The 14668-nt window shown below is 61.9% G+C and carries 9 protein-coding genes; 4 read left to right on the top strand and 5 right to left on the bottom strand.

Going from position 1 to position 14668, the window contains the following annotated elements:
* Positions 1–12: 12 nt before the first annotated feature.
* Entirely contained in the window at positions 13–1911 is a 1899-nt protein-coding gene (locus HS122_15840) for a TonB-dependent receptor (GenBank protein MBE7539867.1), read from the bottom strand.
* A gap of 467 nt (positions 1912–2378) precedes the next feature.
* Between HS122_15840 and HS122_15835 the strand changes: the two genes are divergently transcribed.
* The 3 genes from HS122_15835 to HS122_15825 all read left to right on the top strand — a co-directional run bounded on the left by HS122_15835 (position 2379) and on the right by HS122_15825 (position 6790).
* A complete protein-coding gene (locus HS122_15835) occupies positions 2379–3455 on the top strand; it encodes a homocysteine S-methyltransferase family protein (GenBank protein MBE7539866.1) in 1077 nt (358 codons plus the stop codon).
* Positions 3456–3490: 35 nt separating this feature from the next.
* Complete coding sequence (gene metH, locus HS122_15830) at positions 3491–6193, top strand: methionine synthase (protein ID MBE7539865.1); 2703 nt, start codon at positions 3491–3493, stop codon at positions 6191–6193.
* A gap of 96 nt (positions 6194–6289) precedes the next feature.
* A complete protein-coding gene (locus HS122_15825; protein ID MBE7539864.1) occupies positions 6290–6790 on the top strand; it encodes a hypothetical protein in 501 nt (166 codons plus the stop codon).
* Here HS122_15825 and HS122_15820 read toward each other — a convergent pair.
* Together HS122_15820 and HS122_15815 are read right to left on the bottom strand one after the other, a co-directional pair.
* Positions 6709–9390: a TonB-dependent receptor plug domain-containing protein gene (locus HS122_15820; protein ID MBE7539863.1), complete on the bottom strand. Its 2682-nt coding sequence runs from the start codon at positions 9388–9390 to the stop codon at positions 6709–6711. The genes HS122_15825 and HS122_15820 overlap by 82 nt on opposite strands.
* Before the next feature lie 112 nt (positions 9391–9502).
* Positions 9503–10540, bottom strand: coding sequence for a LacI family DNA-binding transcriptional regulator (locus HS122_15815; GenBank protein MBE7539862.1), 1038 nt, complete (start codon positions 10538–10540; stop codon positions 9503–9505).
* 65 nt (positions 10541–10605) lie between these two features.
* Between HS122_15815 and HS122_15810 the strand changes: the two genes are divergently transcribed.
* A complete protein-coding gene (locus tag HS122_15810; protein MBE7539861.1) occupies positions 10606–11673 on the top strand; it encodes a hydroxyacid dehydrogenase in 1068 nt (355 codons plus the stop codon).
* A 48-nt stretch (positions 11674–11721) separates the two neighbouring features.
* On the opposite strand, the gene HS122_15805 is transcribed toward HS122_15810, so the two are convergent.
* Positions 11722–12612: a helix-turn-helix transcriptional regulator gene (locus HS122_15805; protein MBE7539860.1), complete on the bottom strand. Its 891-nt coding sequence runs from the start codon at positions 12610–12612 to the stop codon at positions 11722–11724.
* Positions 12613–12752: 140 nt separating this feature from the next.
* Positions 12753–14639 (bottom strand): Na+:solute symporter, encoded by a 1887-nt coding sequence (locus HS122_15800; protein ID MBE7539859.1) that lies wholly within the window; start codon positions 14637–14639, stop codon positions 12753–12755.
* Between the last annotated feature and the right edge of the window lie 29 nt (positions 14640–14668).

Below are 14668 nucleotides of genomic sequence, written 5' to 3'. Positions count from 1 at the left end.
ACGCGCAATCAATCAGAACCGCCATTCAACGCCCGCAAAGCCTCCCACCGGCAGCTGCGGATAGCCGTGAACCTCCTCGTAGCGTTCGTCGAACACGTTCTCGACTCGCGCCTTGATCGTCAGGCGTTCGGTCACCTCCCATGCCGCGTAGATTCGGGCGACTGAGTAATCCTCGCCATCGATCGTGGCAAACGTCGCGGCATGAACGTCCTCCCGTCCGCTCACGACGCGCAGTCCGGCCCCCGCGCTGAAACCGCCGCCGAAATCGCGCCAGAGATCAATGTTGCCGCTGTGGCGTGGACGCCGGAGCAGGCGTCGTCCGCTCGACTCATTGTCCGCCTCGAGATAGGTGTAGCCCAACTGAAGCTGCGCACCTTCGGACACCGCCCACTTCATCGACAGCTCAGCTCCGCGCGTCTCAGCCCTGCCGACGTTCGCCACGGAACTGGGCATCTGGGAAAAGTCCGATACAATCAGATCGCGAAATCGTGTCTGAAACCACGTGACACTCACCGTTCCCCGATCGTCAGCCAGGTACCAGTCGAGGCCGACATCCCCTCCCCGCGCGCGCTCCGGCCGAAGATGCGGATTTCCCACGTAGAAGGCGCTCTGTCCATAGAGGTCCAGGAAACTCGGCGACCGAAACGCCGTCCCCCAGCTTCCCCGCAGCTTCAGCCTTCCATCCAGCACGAGCCAGGCGGCCGATGCCTTTCCGGTCGTGTGCCGTCCAAAGGTGTCGAAATCGTCGTGCCTCAATCCCGCCGTGAGGTGCAGTTTCTCGACGGGCGTGAACTCGTCCTGCAGAAAAAAGGCGAGCAGGTGCTGGCTGTCGTCAATCGCGCCAAAACCCGTGTTCAGCGTGTGATTCGCCTCCCCGGTGAAACCTCCCGTGATGCGATGCGCATTCAGTCCGTCAAAGGTCGTCTGCCAGTCGATCACCGCGCGGCGGTTCTTGACGATCGTCGTCGAGGTCGGCCGCCCGGCCGTTGGATTCTCCGAAACAAAGCGTCGGTCTTGTCCGCCCGCAACGACATGCGTGCGCAGCCTCCGGCTGTGTATCCAATCAGCAAATACAGTCCCAAGCCAGTTCGACTCGCGCTCCTCATTGTCCGGATCGTCCGTGAACCGGCTTCCCGGGGACCCGTAGACTCCCTGAAATCCGCGCAGGGTCGCACCCAGGGCCAGCGATTCCGAGACCGTGCGGTCCACCCGGGCGGTGAGATTGCCGCTCCTGAAATCATTGTTGATGCGGTCGTTTTCCGTGACGCCGCCCTGGACGGCGACATTGTACGCCCATCCGTCCGCCCGTTCGCCCTGCGAGGACAAGGCCCCCTGAATCGTGCCAAAGCTGCCTCCCTCGACGGCAACCTTTGAGCTGCCCTGACCGGCGCCACGCTGGCTGCGCAGGGAGATTACTCCGCCCACCGCCTCGCCGCCATAAAGCGTGCTCTGCGGGCCATGCGAAATCTCAAGGCTGTCGCATGCGGACACGCAGCTCCCGCCAAGCGTCACCGCGTAATCGGTGTTTGGATCGTTGAAGCGCAGGCCGTCCACGAGGAAGAGCGTCTGATTGGAATTCGCCCCGCGGAGGAAAATGGAGGTTGATGCCCCCCGCTGACCCGACGCCAGCACGGGAACGTTCGCGGCGGCAAGCGCCTCCGCAAATGAGGAGACCTGGCGGCGTTCGAGATCCGCCGCACTGATCACATCGACGACGCTTCCAATGGACCGGGGTGAAGCCGGCGTCCTGGTGGCCGTGACAACATAGGGGTCAAGCCAGGCGACGCGCTGGGCGGCTGAAACACCCGCATTGGCGGCATTCACGGTCGACGCCGCAAACGCGATTGGGAAAAGTGCCGGCACGCCGGCACGGAAAATGCCCGCAAGGCGGGCACCCGTCTGATGGTGCATGGAGGACTGCTTTCTATGGCAAGAGCAGAGGCCTCCGGATAAAACGGATTCCCTCGAACTCTCACGCTTCATTGATGCGATGAAGGAGTCACAGCCGATCCGCGCATTTTCGCACCGGCTGCGTGAGCGCCGGAGGCAGGATGTTCGGACTCCGCATATGTGCCGGCGAATGCTTGTTCAGCAACCGCCAGCGCCTCGCCTCCGCCTTCATCGATCTGAATCGATTGGCTCTGCCCACGCCCTCGACGGGCGCGGTGGAGGTTTGTGATGCGATACCGCAGCGCAACTGTGGCCGATTCTCACGGCCTTCCCCTGGTCTCCAGCGATGCAAAGAACACAAACGGCGCACAGGCATGGACCATCCCGCTCATCAATCAACAAAAAAATCATATCAACACATCCGGATATATTGATATGTTATCTTGCCATAAGGCGGATGATCATTCATCTTCTCGCCAACTTCAGCCATGGCCTCGCTTCCTCCACTCAATCGCGAACGCGACGCCGCATTTCGCGCGCTCTTTGCCCAAAGGATCGTGATCCTCGATGGTGCCATGGGATCCCTCATCCAGGGATTCAACCTGCAGGAAAAGGACTTTCGCGACGCCTCCCTCGCGAGTCACGGGCACGATCTCAAGGGCAACAACGACCTTCTTTCGATCACACGTCCCGACGTGATCGAAGACATACATCGACGCTATTTCGAAGCGGGTGCCGACATCGTCGAAACCAATTCCTTCAGCGCGACAACAATCGCACAGGCCGACTACCATCTCGAACCGAGGGTCTCCGACATCAATCTCGCCGCAGTCGCCTGCGCCCGCCGCGCGGCTGCGAACGTGGAAAAAGAGAATCCCGCTCGCCAATGTTTCGTTGCCGGCGCCATCGGTCCCTTGAATCGCACACTTTCCCTGTCGCCCGATGTCAATAGACCCGACTATCGCGCCGTGACATGGAGTCAGGTGGTCGCCGCCTACACCGGACAGGTCCGTGCTCTCGTTCAGGGCGGAGTCGACGCCCTCCTGGTGGAAACGATCTTCGACACCTTGAACGCAAAAGCCGCCCTTTTTGCCATCGAGAGTGTCTTCGACGAAATCGGTGCACGGCTTCCCGTGATGATCAGCGTCACCATCACCGACGCCTCCGGTCGAACACTCTCAGGCCAGACGACCGAGGCATTCTACAACAGCATCCGGCACGCGAATCCCTTCTGCGTCGGCATCAACTGCGCACTCGGCGGGCGCGCCATGCGCCCCTACATCGAGGAACTCTCCCGCATCGCCACCTGTCATGTCTCCTGCTACCCAAACGCAGGACTTCCCAACGCCTTTGGCGGATACGACGAGACCCCCGCCGACATGGCCTCCATCATGCGCGATTTCGCATCGTCCGGACTTGTCAACCTCGTGGGCGGCTGCTGCGGCTCGACTCCCGACCACATCGCCGCAATAGCCGCGGCGGTCAGGGGAATTCCCGCCCGCAGGGCGCCGACACCCGAGACCGCCATGCGCTTGAGCGGACTTGAACCGCTCACCGCCGCCTAGGCTGCCCGCGCATTTGCTCGTCCGCACAGGCATCCATCAACGCCCTTTCCCTCCCAGTGTCGTCCTCACCTTCCCGCAACGCCTCCGGTTTTCTTGTCATCGGTGAACGCACAAACCTGACGGGGTCGCCAAAGTTCGCCAAGGCGATCAAGTCCGGCGACTGGTCAGCCGCGCTCGACATCGCACGCCAGCAGGTTGAAAGCGGGGCCAACATTCTCGACATCAATGTCGACGAGGCGCTGATCGACGGCGAGGCGACGATGGTGAAGTTTCTCAACCTCATCGCCTCGGAGCCCGACATCGCACGCATCCCAGTGATGCTCGATTCGTCGAAATGGTCGGTGCTGGAGGCGGGCCTGCAGTGCCTGCAGGGCAAGGGAATCGTCAATTCGATTTCGCTCAAGGATGGCGAGGCCGAATTCCTCCGCCGCGCGCGTCTGCTGATGCGCTACGGTGCGGCAGCCGTCGTGATGGCCTTCGACGAGCAGGGCCAGGCCGCCACCCGGGACGACAAGGTTCGCATCTGCACGCGCGCCTACCGGCTTCTCGTCGACCAGGTCGGATTTCCGCCGGAGGACATCGTTTTCGACCCGAACATTCTCACTGTCGCCACCGGTATCGAGGAGCACTGCAACTACGCCGTCGATTTCTTCGAGGCCACCCGGATGATCAAGGAGACGCTCCCCCACGCCAGGGTGTCAGGCGGCGTCTCCAACGTCTCGTTCTCGTTCAGAGGCAACAACCCGGTGCGCGAGGCAATGCACACCGCCTTCCTCTACCACGCGATCCGCGAGGGACTGGACATGGCCATCGTAAATGCGGGCATGCTCGGAGTCTACGACGAGATCGATCCCGGGCTTCGCGAAAGGGTGGACGATGTGCTGTTCAACCGCCGGCCCGATGCGACGGAACGCCTCGTCCGTCTCGCGGATGAAATGAAGGCCAGGCAGGGGGGCGGATCCCGGACGGAAGCCAGGGAGGACCTCGCCTGGCGAGACGCCCCGGTCGAGGAGCGCCTGAAGCACGCTCTGGTGAAGGGCATCGATGCCTACGTCGAGAAGGACACCGAGGAGTGCCGCACCCGCTACGCGAGGCCGCTGGACATCATCGAAGGGCCGTTGATGGATGGCATGCGCGTCGTTGGCGATCTTTTCGGCGCAGGAAAAATGTTTCTCCCACAGGTCGTGAAGTCGGCGCGAGTGATGAAAAAGTCCGTCGCCTACCTGACGCCATTCATGGAGGCGGAGAAACAGGCGGCGGCCGCCCGCGGCGAATCGACTCGATCCCAGGGCAGGATCCTCACCGCAACGGTGAAGGGCGACGTCCATGACATCGGCAAAAATATCGTCGGCGTCGTTCTGGCGTGCAACAACTACGAGGTTGTGGACCTCGGCGTCATGGTGCCCTGCGACAAGATCATGGCCAAGGCGCGTGAAATTCAGGCGGATGTCATCGGAGTCTCCGGCCTGATCACTCCCTCGCTCGATGAAATGGTGCACGTTGCCAGGGAATTTCAGCGCGAAGGCTTCACCACCCCGCTGCTTATCGGGGGCGCAACAACGAGTCCGGCGCACACCGCGGTGAAGATCGCCCCCGAATATTCGGGCGACGTCATCCACGTGCTCGACGCTTCGCGAGTCGTCAATGTTGTCAGCGCGCTGCTGTCGCCCGAGCGCAAGCCCGCCTTCATGGGGGATGTGCGGGCGAAACAGCAGAAACAGCGCGAGGACTTTGCCGCCCGACGGGCCCGCAAACCGCTTCTGTCACTCGAGGTCGCACGCTCGCGTCGTCCCATTTTCGATTGGAAAACCGTCGACATTCCGAAACCGGATTCTCTCGGAACCCGTGCTTTCAATGATGTTCCGCTCGACGAAATCCTTCCCTTCATCGACTGGAGTCCCTTCTTCAGCGCCTGGGAAATTCACGGACGCTATCCACGCATTTTTGAGGATCCATCGGTGGGGACGGAGGCGAGGCGGCTGTTCGACGACGCGCAGGCCCTGCTGACGCGCATTGTCAGGGAGCGGCGGTTCACCGCCAAGGCGGTCATTGGCTTCTGGCCCTGCAACGCCGTGGGTGACGACATCGAAGTCTACGACGACGAGTCCCGCGGGACGGTCCTGACAACCTTTCACCAGCTCCGCCAGCAGCTTGAAAAACCCGCCGACCAGTTCAATCACTGTCTGGCGGATTACATCGCTCCGAGGGAATGCGGACGGATCGATTACTGCGGCGGTTTCGCCGTCACCGCCGGCCACGGTGTCGCGGAATTCGCGGCGGAATTCAGGGCGAACAACGACGACTACTCGGCGATCATGACGCAGGCGCTGGGCGATCGACTTGCCGAGGCGATGGCCGAGATGTTTCACAAGCGCGCACGCGAAGCCTGTGGATTCGGCCGAACCGAGAACCTGAGCCATGAGGATCTCATCCGCGAGCGCTATCGCGGCATCCGGCCGGCTCCAGGCTACCCGGCCTGTCCGGACCATACGGAAAAGCCCGGCCTCTTCGCGCTCCTTGGTGCGACCGCCACGGCTGGAATTGTTCTCACCGAAAGCTGCGCCATGCAGCCGGCCAGCAGCGTCAGCGGCTGGTATTTCAATCATCCTGATTCAAAGTATTTCGGAGTGGGCAAACTGGGGCGCGACCAGGTCGTCGACTACGCAAAACGAAAAGGCCGGACTGTCCCGGATATGGAGCACTGGCTGGGGCCCTACCTCGACTACGAGACATCCTGAGAGGAGCCAGCCGGTGTCCGCAGAGGCGCAAGACCCGTTTCCCGCGCTTCCGACGCTTGCCTAAACGCGGGTCCTCGACGAGAAAACGGCAAGACCATGGGCCAAGACACCAATCCCGCCGACCCTGCCGATACTCGCCGCTCCGGATCAGCGGACGAGGAGGGTGGTCGGCCAGGATCGAACACTGTGTTTGCCCTGAACTCCCCGCTCGCCTGGGCATGCGCTGCTGTTTTTGCAATGATCGCCGCCTGGCTGGGCATGAAGCTGTGGACCAGCCAACATGAACTCAATGCGCTGCGCATTGCCTCGGAACTCGAACGCGCAAACTCGCTGGCGCTGAAGAATGACCTCGAGGCCGAGCGCGTCGTATCGACGCACCTGACGCAGGATCTGCGAGATCTCGAGGAACGATTGAAACAGCGCGGCGCCGGACCCGACAATGCCCGGGACGCAGATGGCTTCAGCAACGTCAGAGGCGGAGAGGCAGGTCGAAGCCTGCCTCAATCGGGCCAGGCTCAGAAATCCACGGTCGCGGACAGCTTGAATGAGCGGGGCTCTCCCCACATGCCCGAGGCGGTTGCGCCGGAGCGGAAATAATCCTTGTCGAGGATGTTGTCGATGTTCAGGGCGTACGTGACACGACGCTCAAAGACCTTCGTCTGATACCCGGCGAGCACGCTAACCAACGCATACGACGGTGACCACAGCTTCTCGGCAACTCCATCGCGATCCAAGTCGGCATTGCCGCGGAACGTTTCGCTGCGCCAGTTCGCGCCTCCGCCGAAATAGAATCCCTTCAACGCGCCCTGCTTCACATCGTAACGGGTGAACAGGTTGAATCGATCCTTCGTGTAACCCGCATTCGGAACGCCATCGGGCAGCGTCGGCAGAAAGGCGTCAAGGAACGGTGTCGGCTTGTTCAGGCCCTTTGCCTCCTGCTGAAATGCATGAAGCTGGGGCAGGCGGTCGCGAGTCACGACCTTGTTCGTCGCATAGTTGGCCATCAATCGCCAGTTGCGCGTCAGGTTCGCCACGAGCTCGAACTCAACGCCGGAAGTCGTGACTTTCTCAATGTCCCTTCCATTGACGTCGAACGTCGTCGGAAAGATCGCCGCCAGTTCACTCGTGACGGCCTGCTGGGCCGCCCCCAGGGGTGTGATGCGCGAGTTGGGCTGATAGTTCTTGTAGTAGGTGCTGTTGAGCTCGAGACGGCCGCCCAGCATGGTGAGGCGGATGCCCATGTCCGTGCCTTCGCCGTAGGGAATGCCCTGCTTGGTACCCACGCGGAAGCCGTCGCTTCCGTCACCCAGCGAGAGCCGGAACGATTGCGCGCGATTGAAGGTGAATGCAAGCATGTCGTTCACGCGATACACGGCACCATAGTTGGACCCATCGAACTTGTAGTCCACGTATTGCGGATCCGAAAAACCTCCCGGGATGGGATCGACAACCCAGGTGTTCGCGAGAGGCCGCGGCACTCCGTTTATGGTCTTCATCTTGAACTCATCGCGCCGATAGCCGAGCAGCGTGTAGAGGTGGCCGTTGAAGTACGTGCCGGCCGCACCGACGCCGATCGATGGTGTGTAAAACCGCCGGTCCAGAACGGCTCCCGTCGCACCGACGACTCCCTGGGCGCCGGAACCGAGATCGGGAAAGTAGTCGGACATGCCTGAGACCGGGCCCAGTGAACCCGTCAGGCGCGCGCCATCTCCATCCTTGAGGTAGTAGCGGCGAATGAACTTGTTGTTCGCAAACACCGTCCGATTCGCATTAAGCGCCGCCTGTGTTGCATCGGGATTGATTGTTCCAACGAAGGCACCGCTCGTGGGTGACACGAACTCCGCCATCTTCGGGCGCTTCTGTCCGGGATTGTCCTGGTGCTGCTGGACGTTCACCGCGATCTGCTGCCTCATCCAGCCGACGTTCAAGTCATAGACCGAGGAAAGCCGGATGTCGCGCACGATGTTGCCGCTGAGCTGATTGGTGCGCTGGTACTCCGTGTAGAGTTCATTGTAGTAGGGATTGCTCGCGCCATTTGGCAGAAGCGGATTCAGGTCGCGCGTCACACTGCGCGTGGTCGCATTCCAGATCTCGTTGTCGCTCGAGTAGTAGTTTGCCGAGAGCAGCAGGTTCCAATTCTCCCCGATCTGCTGCTCGATCTCGAGCACCAGCGACTTCTGGTTCGTCTTGTTGGTGGCGTTCGGGCCGTTGAATTGATACTCCCGCGGCACAATCTGCGCATTCGCTATGGAAACATTCGGACCCTGGCTGCGCCTCCGTCCGTTCAGGCGGTAGGTGGTGCCGTCAATCGGGAGAAAAACCACTCCGTTCGCATTGTTGTACGTCGATGTCGTCGTGTAAGTGAAGGCGTCGGCAAACAATCCCTGGGAGCGGACCTCGGTGTTCTTGGCATACTCGCTCATCACACTGATCGTCGTTCTGCGAAACGGCCGGTAGGTGACGGCGCCATAGACGCCGCGGAAGTCACGCCGGCCGTGATCCCACCAGGTGTCGTTGTTCGACTGCACGGCCGCAACCCTGACAGCCACCTGGTCGTTGAAACGACGGTTGAGATCGATCTCGCCGCGGCGGAGGTCGTTGCTGCCGACGTAGAGCTTAGCCCGCGTGATGTTGCGCGTGAAAATTCCACGCTTGGTGATCTGGTTCTGCGCTCCGCCTAGGTCCGCCTCTCCGTAGAGAAAGGCATTGGGACCGCGCAGGAGTTCGACGCGCTCCGTGCTGTAGGAGTCGATGGGCGAATACCAGATCCAGCCGTTGCGTATAGAATAGTTGTTCTGGATTCCGCGAAAAATGAGCCGCGAGGTTCCACCCGCCACCTGGGGGTCCGGATTGACTTCGCCCGTGACGGTCCACCGCGTCATGTCCTCGATCGTCAGCGCACCGAGGTCCTGGATCATCTGGTTGTTCACGACCGAGATGGAGTTCGCCACGTTCTTGAGCTCCTGCACGGTGCGCATGCCGGAGGTTGTCTGCATGGACTCATACCCCGTGTCGCGTTCCCCGGTGACGGTGAACTTTGAAAGAAAGACGACCTGGTCGGATTCGGCTCCTTCGGTCTGCGGTGTCGCTGCGGTGGTCTGGGCGTGCGCAGCCGGGAGGCCCAGGCAGCCGAGCACAAGGATGGTGAGGGAAGCGAGCCAGTTGAGGACGCTCAAACGAATCGGATTCTTTTTCATAGGGCGGGGTGGCACATTGCCGGTTTTGCGAAGACAGGCATGACCTACGCTCATCCGTTCCGCGCGCCAAGCAACCGGTAGCTGACGCCGTTCAGTGCACCGTGACAAACGCTTACGCCAAGGCTGATCGCCGGCGCTTCGGTCCCGGTGCCGTCGCCCCTGGGACCCATGTTCCCGCCACCAGATGCAGATGCGCTTCGTCCAAAGGGCCAAAGCTGTTGGTATAGAGTTTCGCCAGCGCGCGTTCCGCCGCCACCCGCCCTATCAGGGAATAATTCTGGTAGATCCCGGTCGTCGGGCCATCCGGCCCGTCCACGCCCAGCGAAACCAGGCCGATTGAAACCGGCAGTTTCACCTGCAGCTCGCGCTCGGCATTGCCAAGAATCACGACATCCGGGCGGTGATTGCGCAGCCATTGCGGCAACGCGGCGCCAAGCTCCGACTGCAGTTCCGTCGCCAGCGGAGGCATGCGCTCCTCCAGGTTGCACTCCTCGATCGCAAAGCGGTATCCCCCGAGCCACCGGTGATCGAGGCGTCTCGAAGTTTCCCGGCTGAGCACCAGGCCGATCCGGCGGTAGCCGAGCGCCGCACATTCCTGAACCGCAAGGACCGCCGACTGGAAGTGATCGCTGGAGACGCGCTCGATGACCGGAGAACTGACGCTCATGCCAAGGCCAACCGTGGCCAGGCCGGAAAAGTCAAAATTCACCCTCGTCTCGCCATGCGGCATGGGGGCAACGATCACCGCATGGATGTTGCGCGTCCGCCAGATCTCGCGCATCCGGGCCGCCGTCATTCCCTCGGACCTCAATCCAAACTCCTCGAGCCTGCACCCCATCTCGGACAGTCGTTCAGCGGCCCCGTTGAACATGCTGAGGTAGAACGCCGCCCTCCGCCAGAGGTCGGACGGCGTGTGCGTGAGATAGGCGACCGAGGTCGTCACATCCATCACGGGCCGTCTTTGGCGCTGCAGGGTCATGAGCGCGGATATCAGCGGATTCGTGCTGTAGCCCATTTTCCGCGCAATCGACGCAATCCGTTCACGCGTTTTCTCAGGAATGCTGGGGTCACCCCGAAGCGCGAGCGATACCGCGGCCCGCGAGAAGCCGGACGCGCGTGCCACCTCCTCCATCGTCGGCTTCGGCTTCATTTCCACTCAACCGTGTCAGTAGCAGCGGTGTTGTCAGCGAAATTCATGTCTCCCAGCGTCGGCGCATGCCCGCCCAAAGCGTTTTGCCCGGCCCCACAGGCTCCGGCGCCGTCAACACGGCATCCGCGACCAGACCCGCAGCCGCGTTCCTGCTGCCCCCGGACATGTTTGAACTCGTCTATGGCGAGGAATGCCTGAAGGCCGTCGGCGCGCAATCCACCCTGCTCGCCGACAGGCCGCTCGGCCCGCACGAGCCGCACCGGGACTGGATTGATCTTCTGGGCGAAGTGGAGGCGATCTTCACCGGCTGGCATAGTCCGCGACTGGATGCGAACCTGTTGAGTCGACTGCCACGGCTGCGAGCGGTTTTTCATGGAGGGGGCACAGTTCGCCCCCTGGTCACGGCGGGGTTCTGGGAACGCGGCATCACCATCAGCACGGCCGCCGCCGCCAACGCCGTGCCGGTCGCTGAGTTCACGCTGGGCGCCATTCTGCTTTCCCTCAAACAGGCCTGGATCCTGAACAGGAGGGCCTGCCGGGAGCGTGCCTTTCCGGCAACCTTTCCAAGGGTCGCCGGCGTGCACGGCTCCACGGTAGGCCTTGTCTCCCTCGGTCTGATAGGCCGGGAAGTCCTCAGGCTGCTCCGCCCGTTCGACGTGAGGATCATCGCCCACGACCCGCACCTGCCTGCGGGACGCTTTCAAGAGCTCGGAGTCGAGTCCGTCACACTGGAGGACCTGATGGCACGCAGCGATGTCGTCTCGCTGCACACCCCCTTGAACGCGGCAACCACCGGATTCATCGGCGGTCCGCTGCTGCGCCGGCTGAAGCACGGCGCCACCTTGATCAACACGGCGCGCGGCGGTCTGTTGCGTGAACCCGAGTTGATCACATTCCTGCGCGAAAGGACGGATGTTCAGGCGGTGCTTGATGTCACCTTCCCGGAACCCCCGCCGGTGGACAGCCCGCTCTACGACCTGCCCAATGTCTTCCTGACTCCTCACATCGCCGGCTCGCTCGGCCCGGAATGCCGCCGGCTCGGCTGGTCGATGGTCGAGGAGTTCAAGCGCTTCGTGAAGGGTGAACCCCTGCAGCATGCCTTGAGCCGCGAAGCCGCGGAAGCCCAGACGTGACCGCCAAACCAAAAGGCCTGGGAAATGCGTCCCCGCCGCTCCTCCAGGTCACGCGTCTGACTTCACACTGCTCCTGCCGGCCTTGTCATTGACCAGCCTGCCGTATCCCCGCGGAGAGATCCCCATCGCCTTCTTGAAGGCGCGGCTGAAGGCGAATATGGAGTCAAAACCGCACGCCTTTGCGATGTCCTCGATGCGCGGACGTCCGTCGCCGGCGAGCATCGACGCCGCCACGGAAAGACGCGAATCGCGCATATAGCCGCCCAGACTCACGCCGTACTGCTTCCGGAACACCGCCCGCAGATAACTCACCGAATAGCCCGTATGACGCGCGAGGTCCGCAATCCGGAGCGGCTGGTTCAAATGGGCCCGGACGTGGGCGTTGATCGACTCCAGCAGGGCTCCGCAGGCGTCACCGTCATCAACTTTCCGCTGGGTTGGACCCCCGGCCCGAGGGGAATCAAGCATGCGCCGGAGGAAAGCGGAAACTTTCAGCATCAAGTCCAGCTTCCTTTCGACCATCCGCTTTGACTTCAACAGATCGTCCACAATCCCGCGGAGAACCCCAAAATCTCCAGGCGCAAGCACACGCGGAGAATTTCTCAGCGGCTGCAGCAGGCGCTCATGCGCCGATTCGAAGGTGATGAAGAGCCATCGGATGGGGCCGGCCTCAACATCGAGGTAATGATGAAACTGATGCGGAAAAATCAACGCCGCATGCCCGGGGTTCAATCGGAACGAGAGGCCGTCAGCATGAATCTGTCCACCCTTCACAATCGGAAGAACAAGCTCGAAGCGATGATGATAGTTGTGGGTCACCCCATGCGGTTTCAGCATCTCCGTCGACGTGCGCTTGAAGACGACGATGTTGTCCGCAAGCAGCACATCCCCGATCCGCACTCCTGAAAAGAGATCCACCGGGTTGCTGATCCGCTCCATGGCCGAACTGATGGCGCGGCGGTCTGCTTCGGGGATTGCGGTTCGTCTGCTGGCTTTGCCTGGGACTCGCTGCATGGGATCCTGCGTCAACCGTCGTTCCGCTCAAACATGGCGCGCGTGATGCACATGCAATGACAGCCTCAGTTTCGGGAACTCCCCGTGTTTCGGTCCCAAAGGCGGCTGGTAACGTGGATCAGTGTCCCGCCGGTGACCACAAAGACCCCCAGGAGGAGCACGGCATGCTGCGTGCGACCGTACACGAAGTTTCCGATCGCAAAGAGTGACGACCAGATCGCCAGGCATCCGGCAATCCACCCGATCGCGGCCTTCCCCATGTGATCGCCATGCGTCGCTGGGTCCGACTCGCTCACACCCGCCGCGCGCCGGATCCTGCGCCAGCCCGGCCCAGCGGGGTGCACCTTGCGATAAAAATCAATCAGGCGCTGCTCGCTCGTGGGCCTGCTCACGAAGGCGGTGACTAGCCAGCAGACGGTCGTGAACGCGACCGAATACAGGACGGTGTGGGCAAACGGCTGCGCATGACCCGCCTTCTTCATCAAAAAGAAAACCACCGTGATCAGAAAGGACGCCAGCATCGCCACCACCTCGCACCACGCATTGATGCGCCACCAGAACCAGCGAAGCAGATACAGCAGCCCCGTGCCCGCACCGATCGAAATGAGCACCTCGAACGCATCCTGCGCCGTGTTCAGGACGCCGCTCAGCAGCGCCGCAAACACATACAGGGCGACGGTGCAGACGCGCCCCGCCTTCACATAGTGCGCCTCGCTGGCCGTCGGCTTTATGAACCGCCGGTAGAAATCGTGAACGAGGTAGGAGGCCCCCCAGTTCAAGTGCGTGAGGATGGTCGATGAGTTGGCGGAAATGAGACCGCCAACCATCAGCCCAACCATGCCCACCGGCAGAAACTTCAGCATGGCGGGAAATGCGCTGTCATGTCCGATCAGTGCCGGATCTGCGTCCGGAAAAGCCGCCTGGATGTCCTTCAACTCCGGAAAGATGATGATGGAGCAGAGCGCCGTGATGATCCACGGCCACGGACGCAGCACGTAGTGCGCGAAGTTGAAAAACAGCGTGGCGCCCAGCGCATCCTTCTCCGACTTGGATGCCAGCATGCGCTGAGCGATGTAGCTGCCGCCACCCGGCTCGGCGCCGGGATACCAGTTGGCCCACCAGCCGATTGCCATCGGCACGATGAATATCATGAGGGCGAGTTCGCTCATCGCGAAGTTCGGCAGGATGTCCAGCATCGGCTGGCCATGGCCGTCGATGGCGGACAAAACGGGTTGTCCGCCCGGGGCAAGGTTGACCTGCTGCGCGCCAAGCACGTCCACCAGCTTCCTGAGCCCCGCAAGCGCACCCTCCCCCACCCCTGTCTGCCGCGCCACCGCCACGAGCCCATAGTATGCAGCGGCGACAACCGCCGTCATCTTGATGAAGAACTGGACCATGTCGATGACCAGCACTCCCCACAGCCCCGAATGCGCGGCAAACGCAACGTTGAGCACGCCGCAGATAACGATCGTCTGCCAGGGCGGCAGGCCGAAGAGAATGTTGGCGATCTTGCACGCAGCCAGCGTGACCATCGCCATGATGAAGCAGTTGAAGAAAAGCCCCAGATAGACCGCCCGAAATCCGCGCACGACCGATGCGGCTTTTCCGGAATAGCGCAGCTCGTAGAACTCCAGGTCAGTCATCACACCGGACCGCCGCCAGAGCCGGGCGAAGAAAAACACCGTCGAAACGCCCGTGAGCACAAACGCCCACCACTGCCAGTTTCCCGCCACGCCATACTGCCGGACCTGCTGCGTCACCCAGTTGGGCGTGTCGCTGCTGAAGGTGGTCGCCACCATGGACAGGCCCGCGAGCCACCAGGGCACCGATCGCCCCGAGGCAAAAAACTCCGACGTGTTTTTCCCCGCACGCTTGCCGAAAAAGAGCGCCGGAATGAAACAAACGGCCAGGGTCAGCAGCACAATGATCCAGTCAAGGAGGAGCAGCTTCATGGGTAATCCGGGGTTTGAGCGAGGTCCAA

It is taken from the genome of Opitutaceae bacterium (genome assembly GCA_015075305.1).
Lineage (GTDB): Bacteria > Verrucomicrobiota > Verrucomicrobiia > Opitutales > Opitutaceae > UBA6669.
Note: the sequence above shows the minus strand (reverse complement) of the source record. Positions and strands in the feature narration are given on the sequence as shown.

Excerpts from the sequence above, each read along its gene's own strand:
- HS122_15815 (MBE7539862.1), bottom strand. The coding sequence starts at position 10,540 with ATGAAGCCGAAGCCGACGATGGAGGAGGTGGCACGCGCGTCCGGCTTC.
- HS122_15800 (MBE7539859.1), bottom strand. The coding sequence starts at position 14,639 with ATGAAGCTGCTCCTCCTTGACTGGATCATTGTGCTGCTGACCCTGGCC.
- HS122_15825 (MBE7539864.1), top strand. The coding sequence starts at position 6,290 with ATGGGCCAAGACACCAATCCCGCCGACCCTGCCGATACTCGCCGCTCC.
- HS122_15840 (MBE7539867.1), bottom strand. The coding sequence starts at position 1,911 with ATGCACCATCAGACGGGTGCCCGCCTTGCGGGCATTTTCCGTGCCGGC.
- HS122_15820 (MBE7539863.1), bottom strand. The coding sequence starts at position 9,390 with ATGAAAAAGAATCCGATTCGTTTGAGCGTCCTCAACTGGCTCGCTTCC.
- HS122_15810 (MBE7539861.1), top strand. The coding sequence starts at position 10,606 with ATGCCCGCCCAAAGCGTTTTGCCCGGCCCCACAGGCTCCGGCGCCGTC.
- HS122_15805 (MBE7539860.1), bottom strand. The coding sequence starts at position 12,612 with ATGGAGCGGATCAGCAACCCGGTGGATCTCTTTTCAGGAGTGCGGATC.
- HS122_15835 (MBE7539866.1), top strand. The coding sequence starts at position 2,379 with ATGGCCTCGCTTCCTCCACTCAATCGCGAACGCGACGCCGCATTTCGC.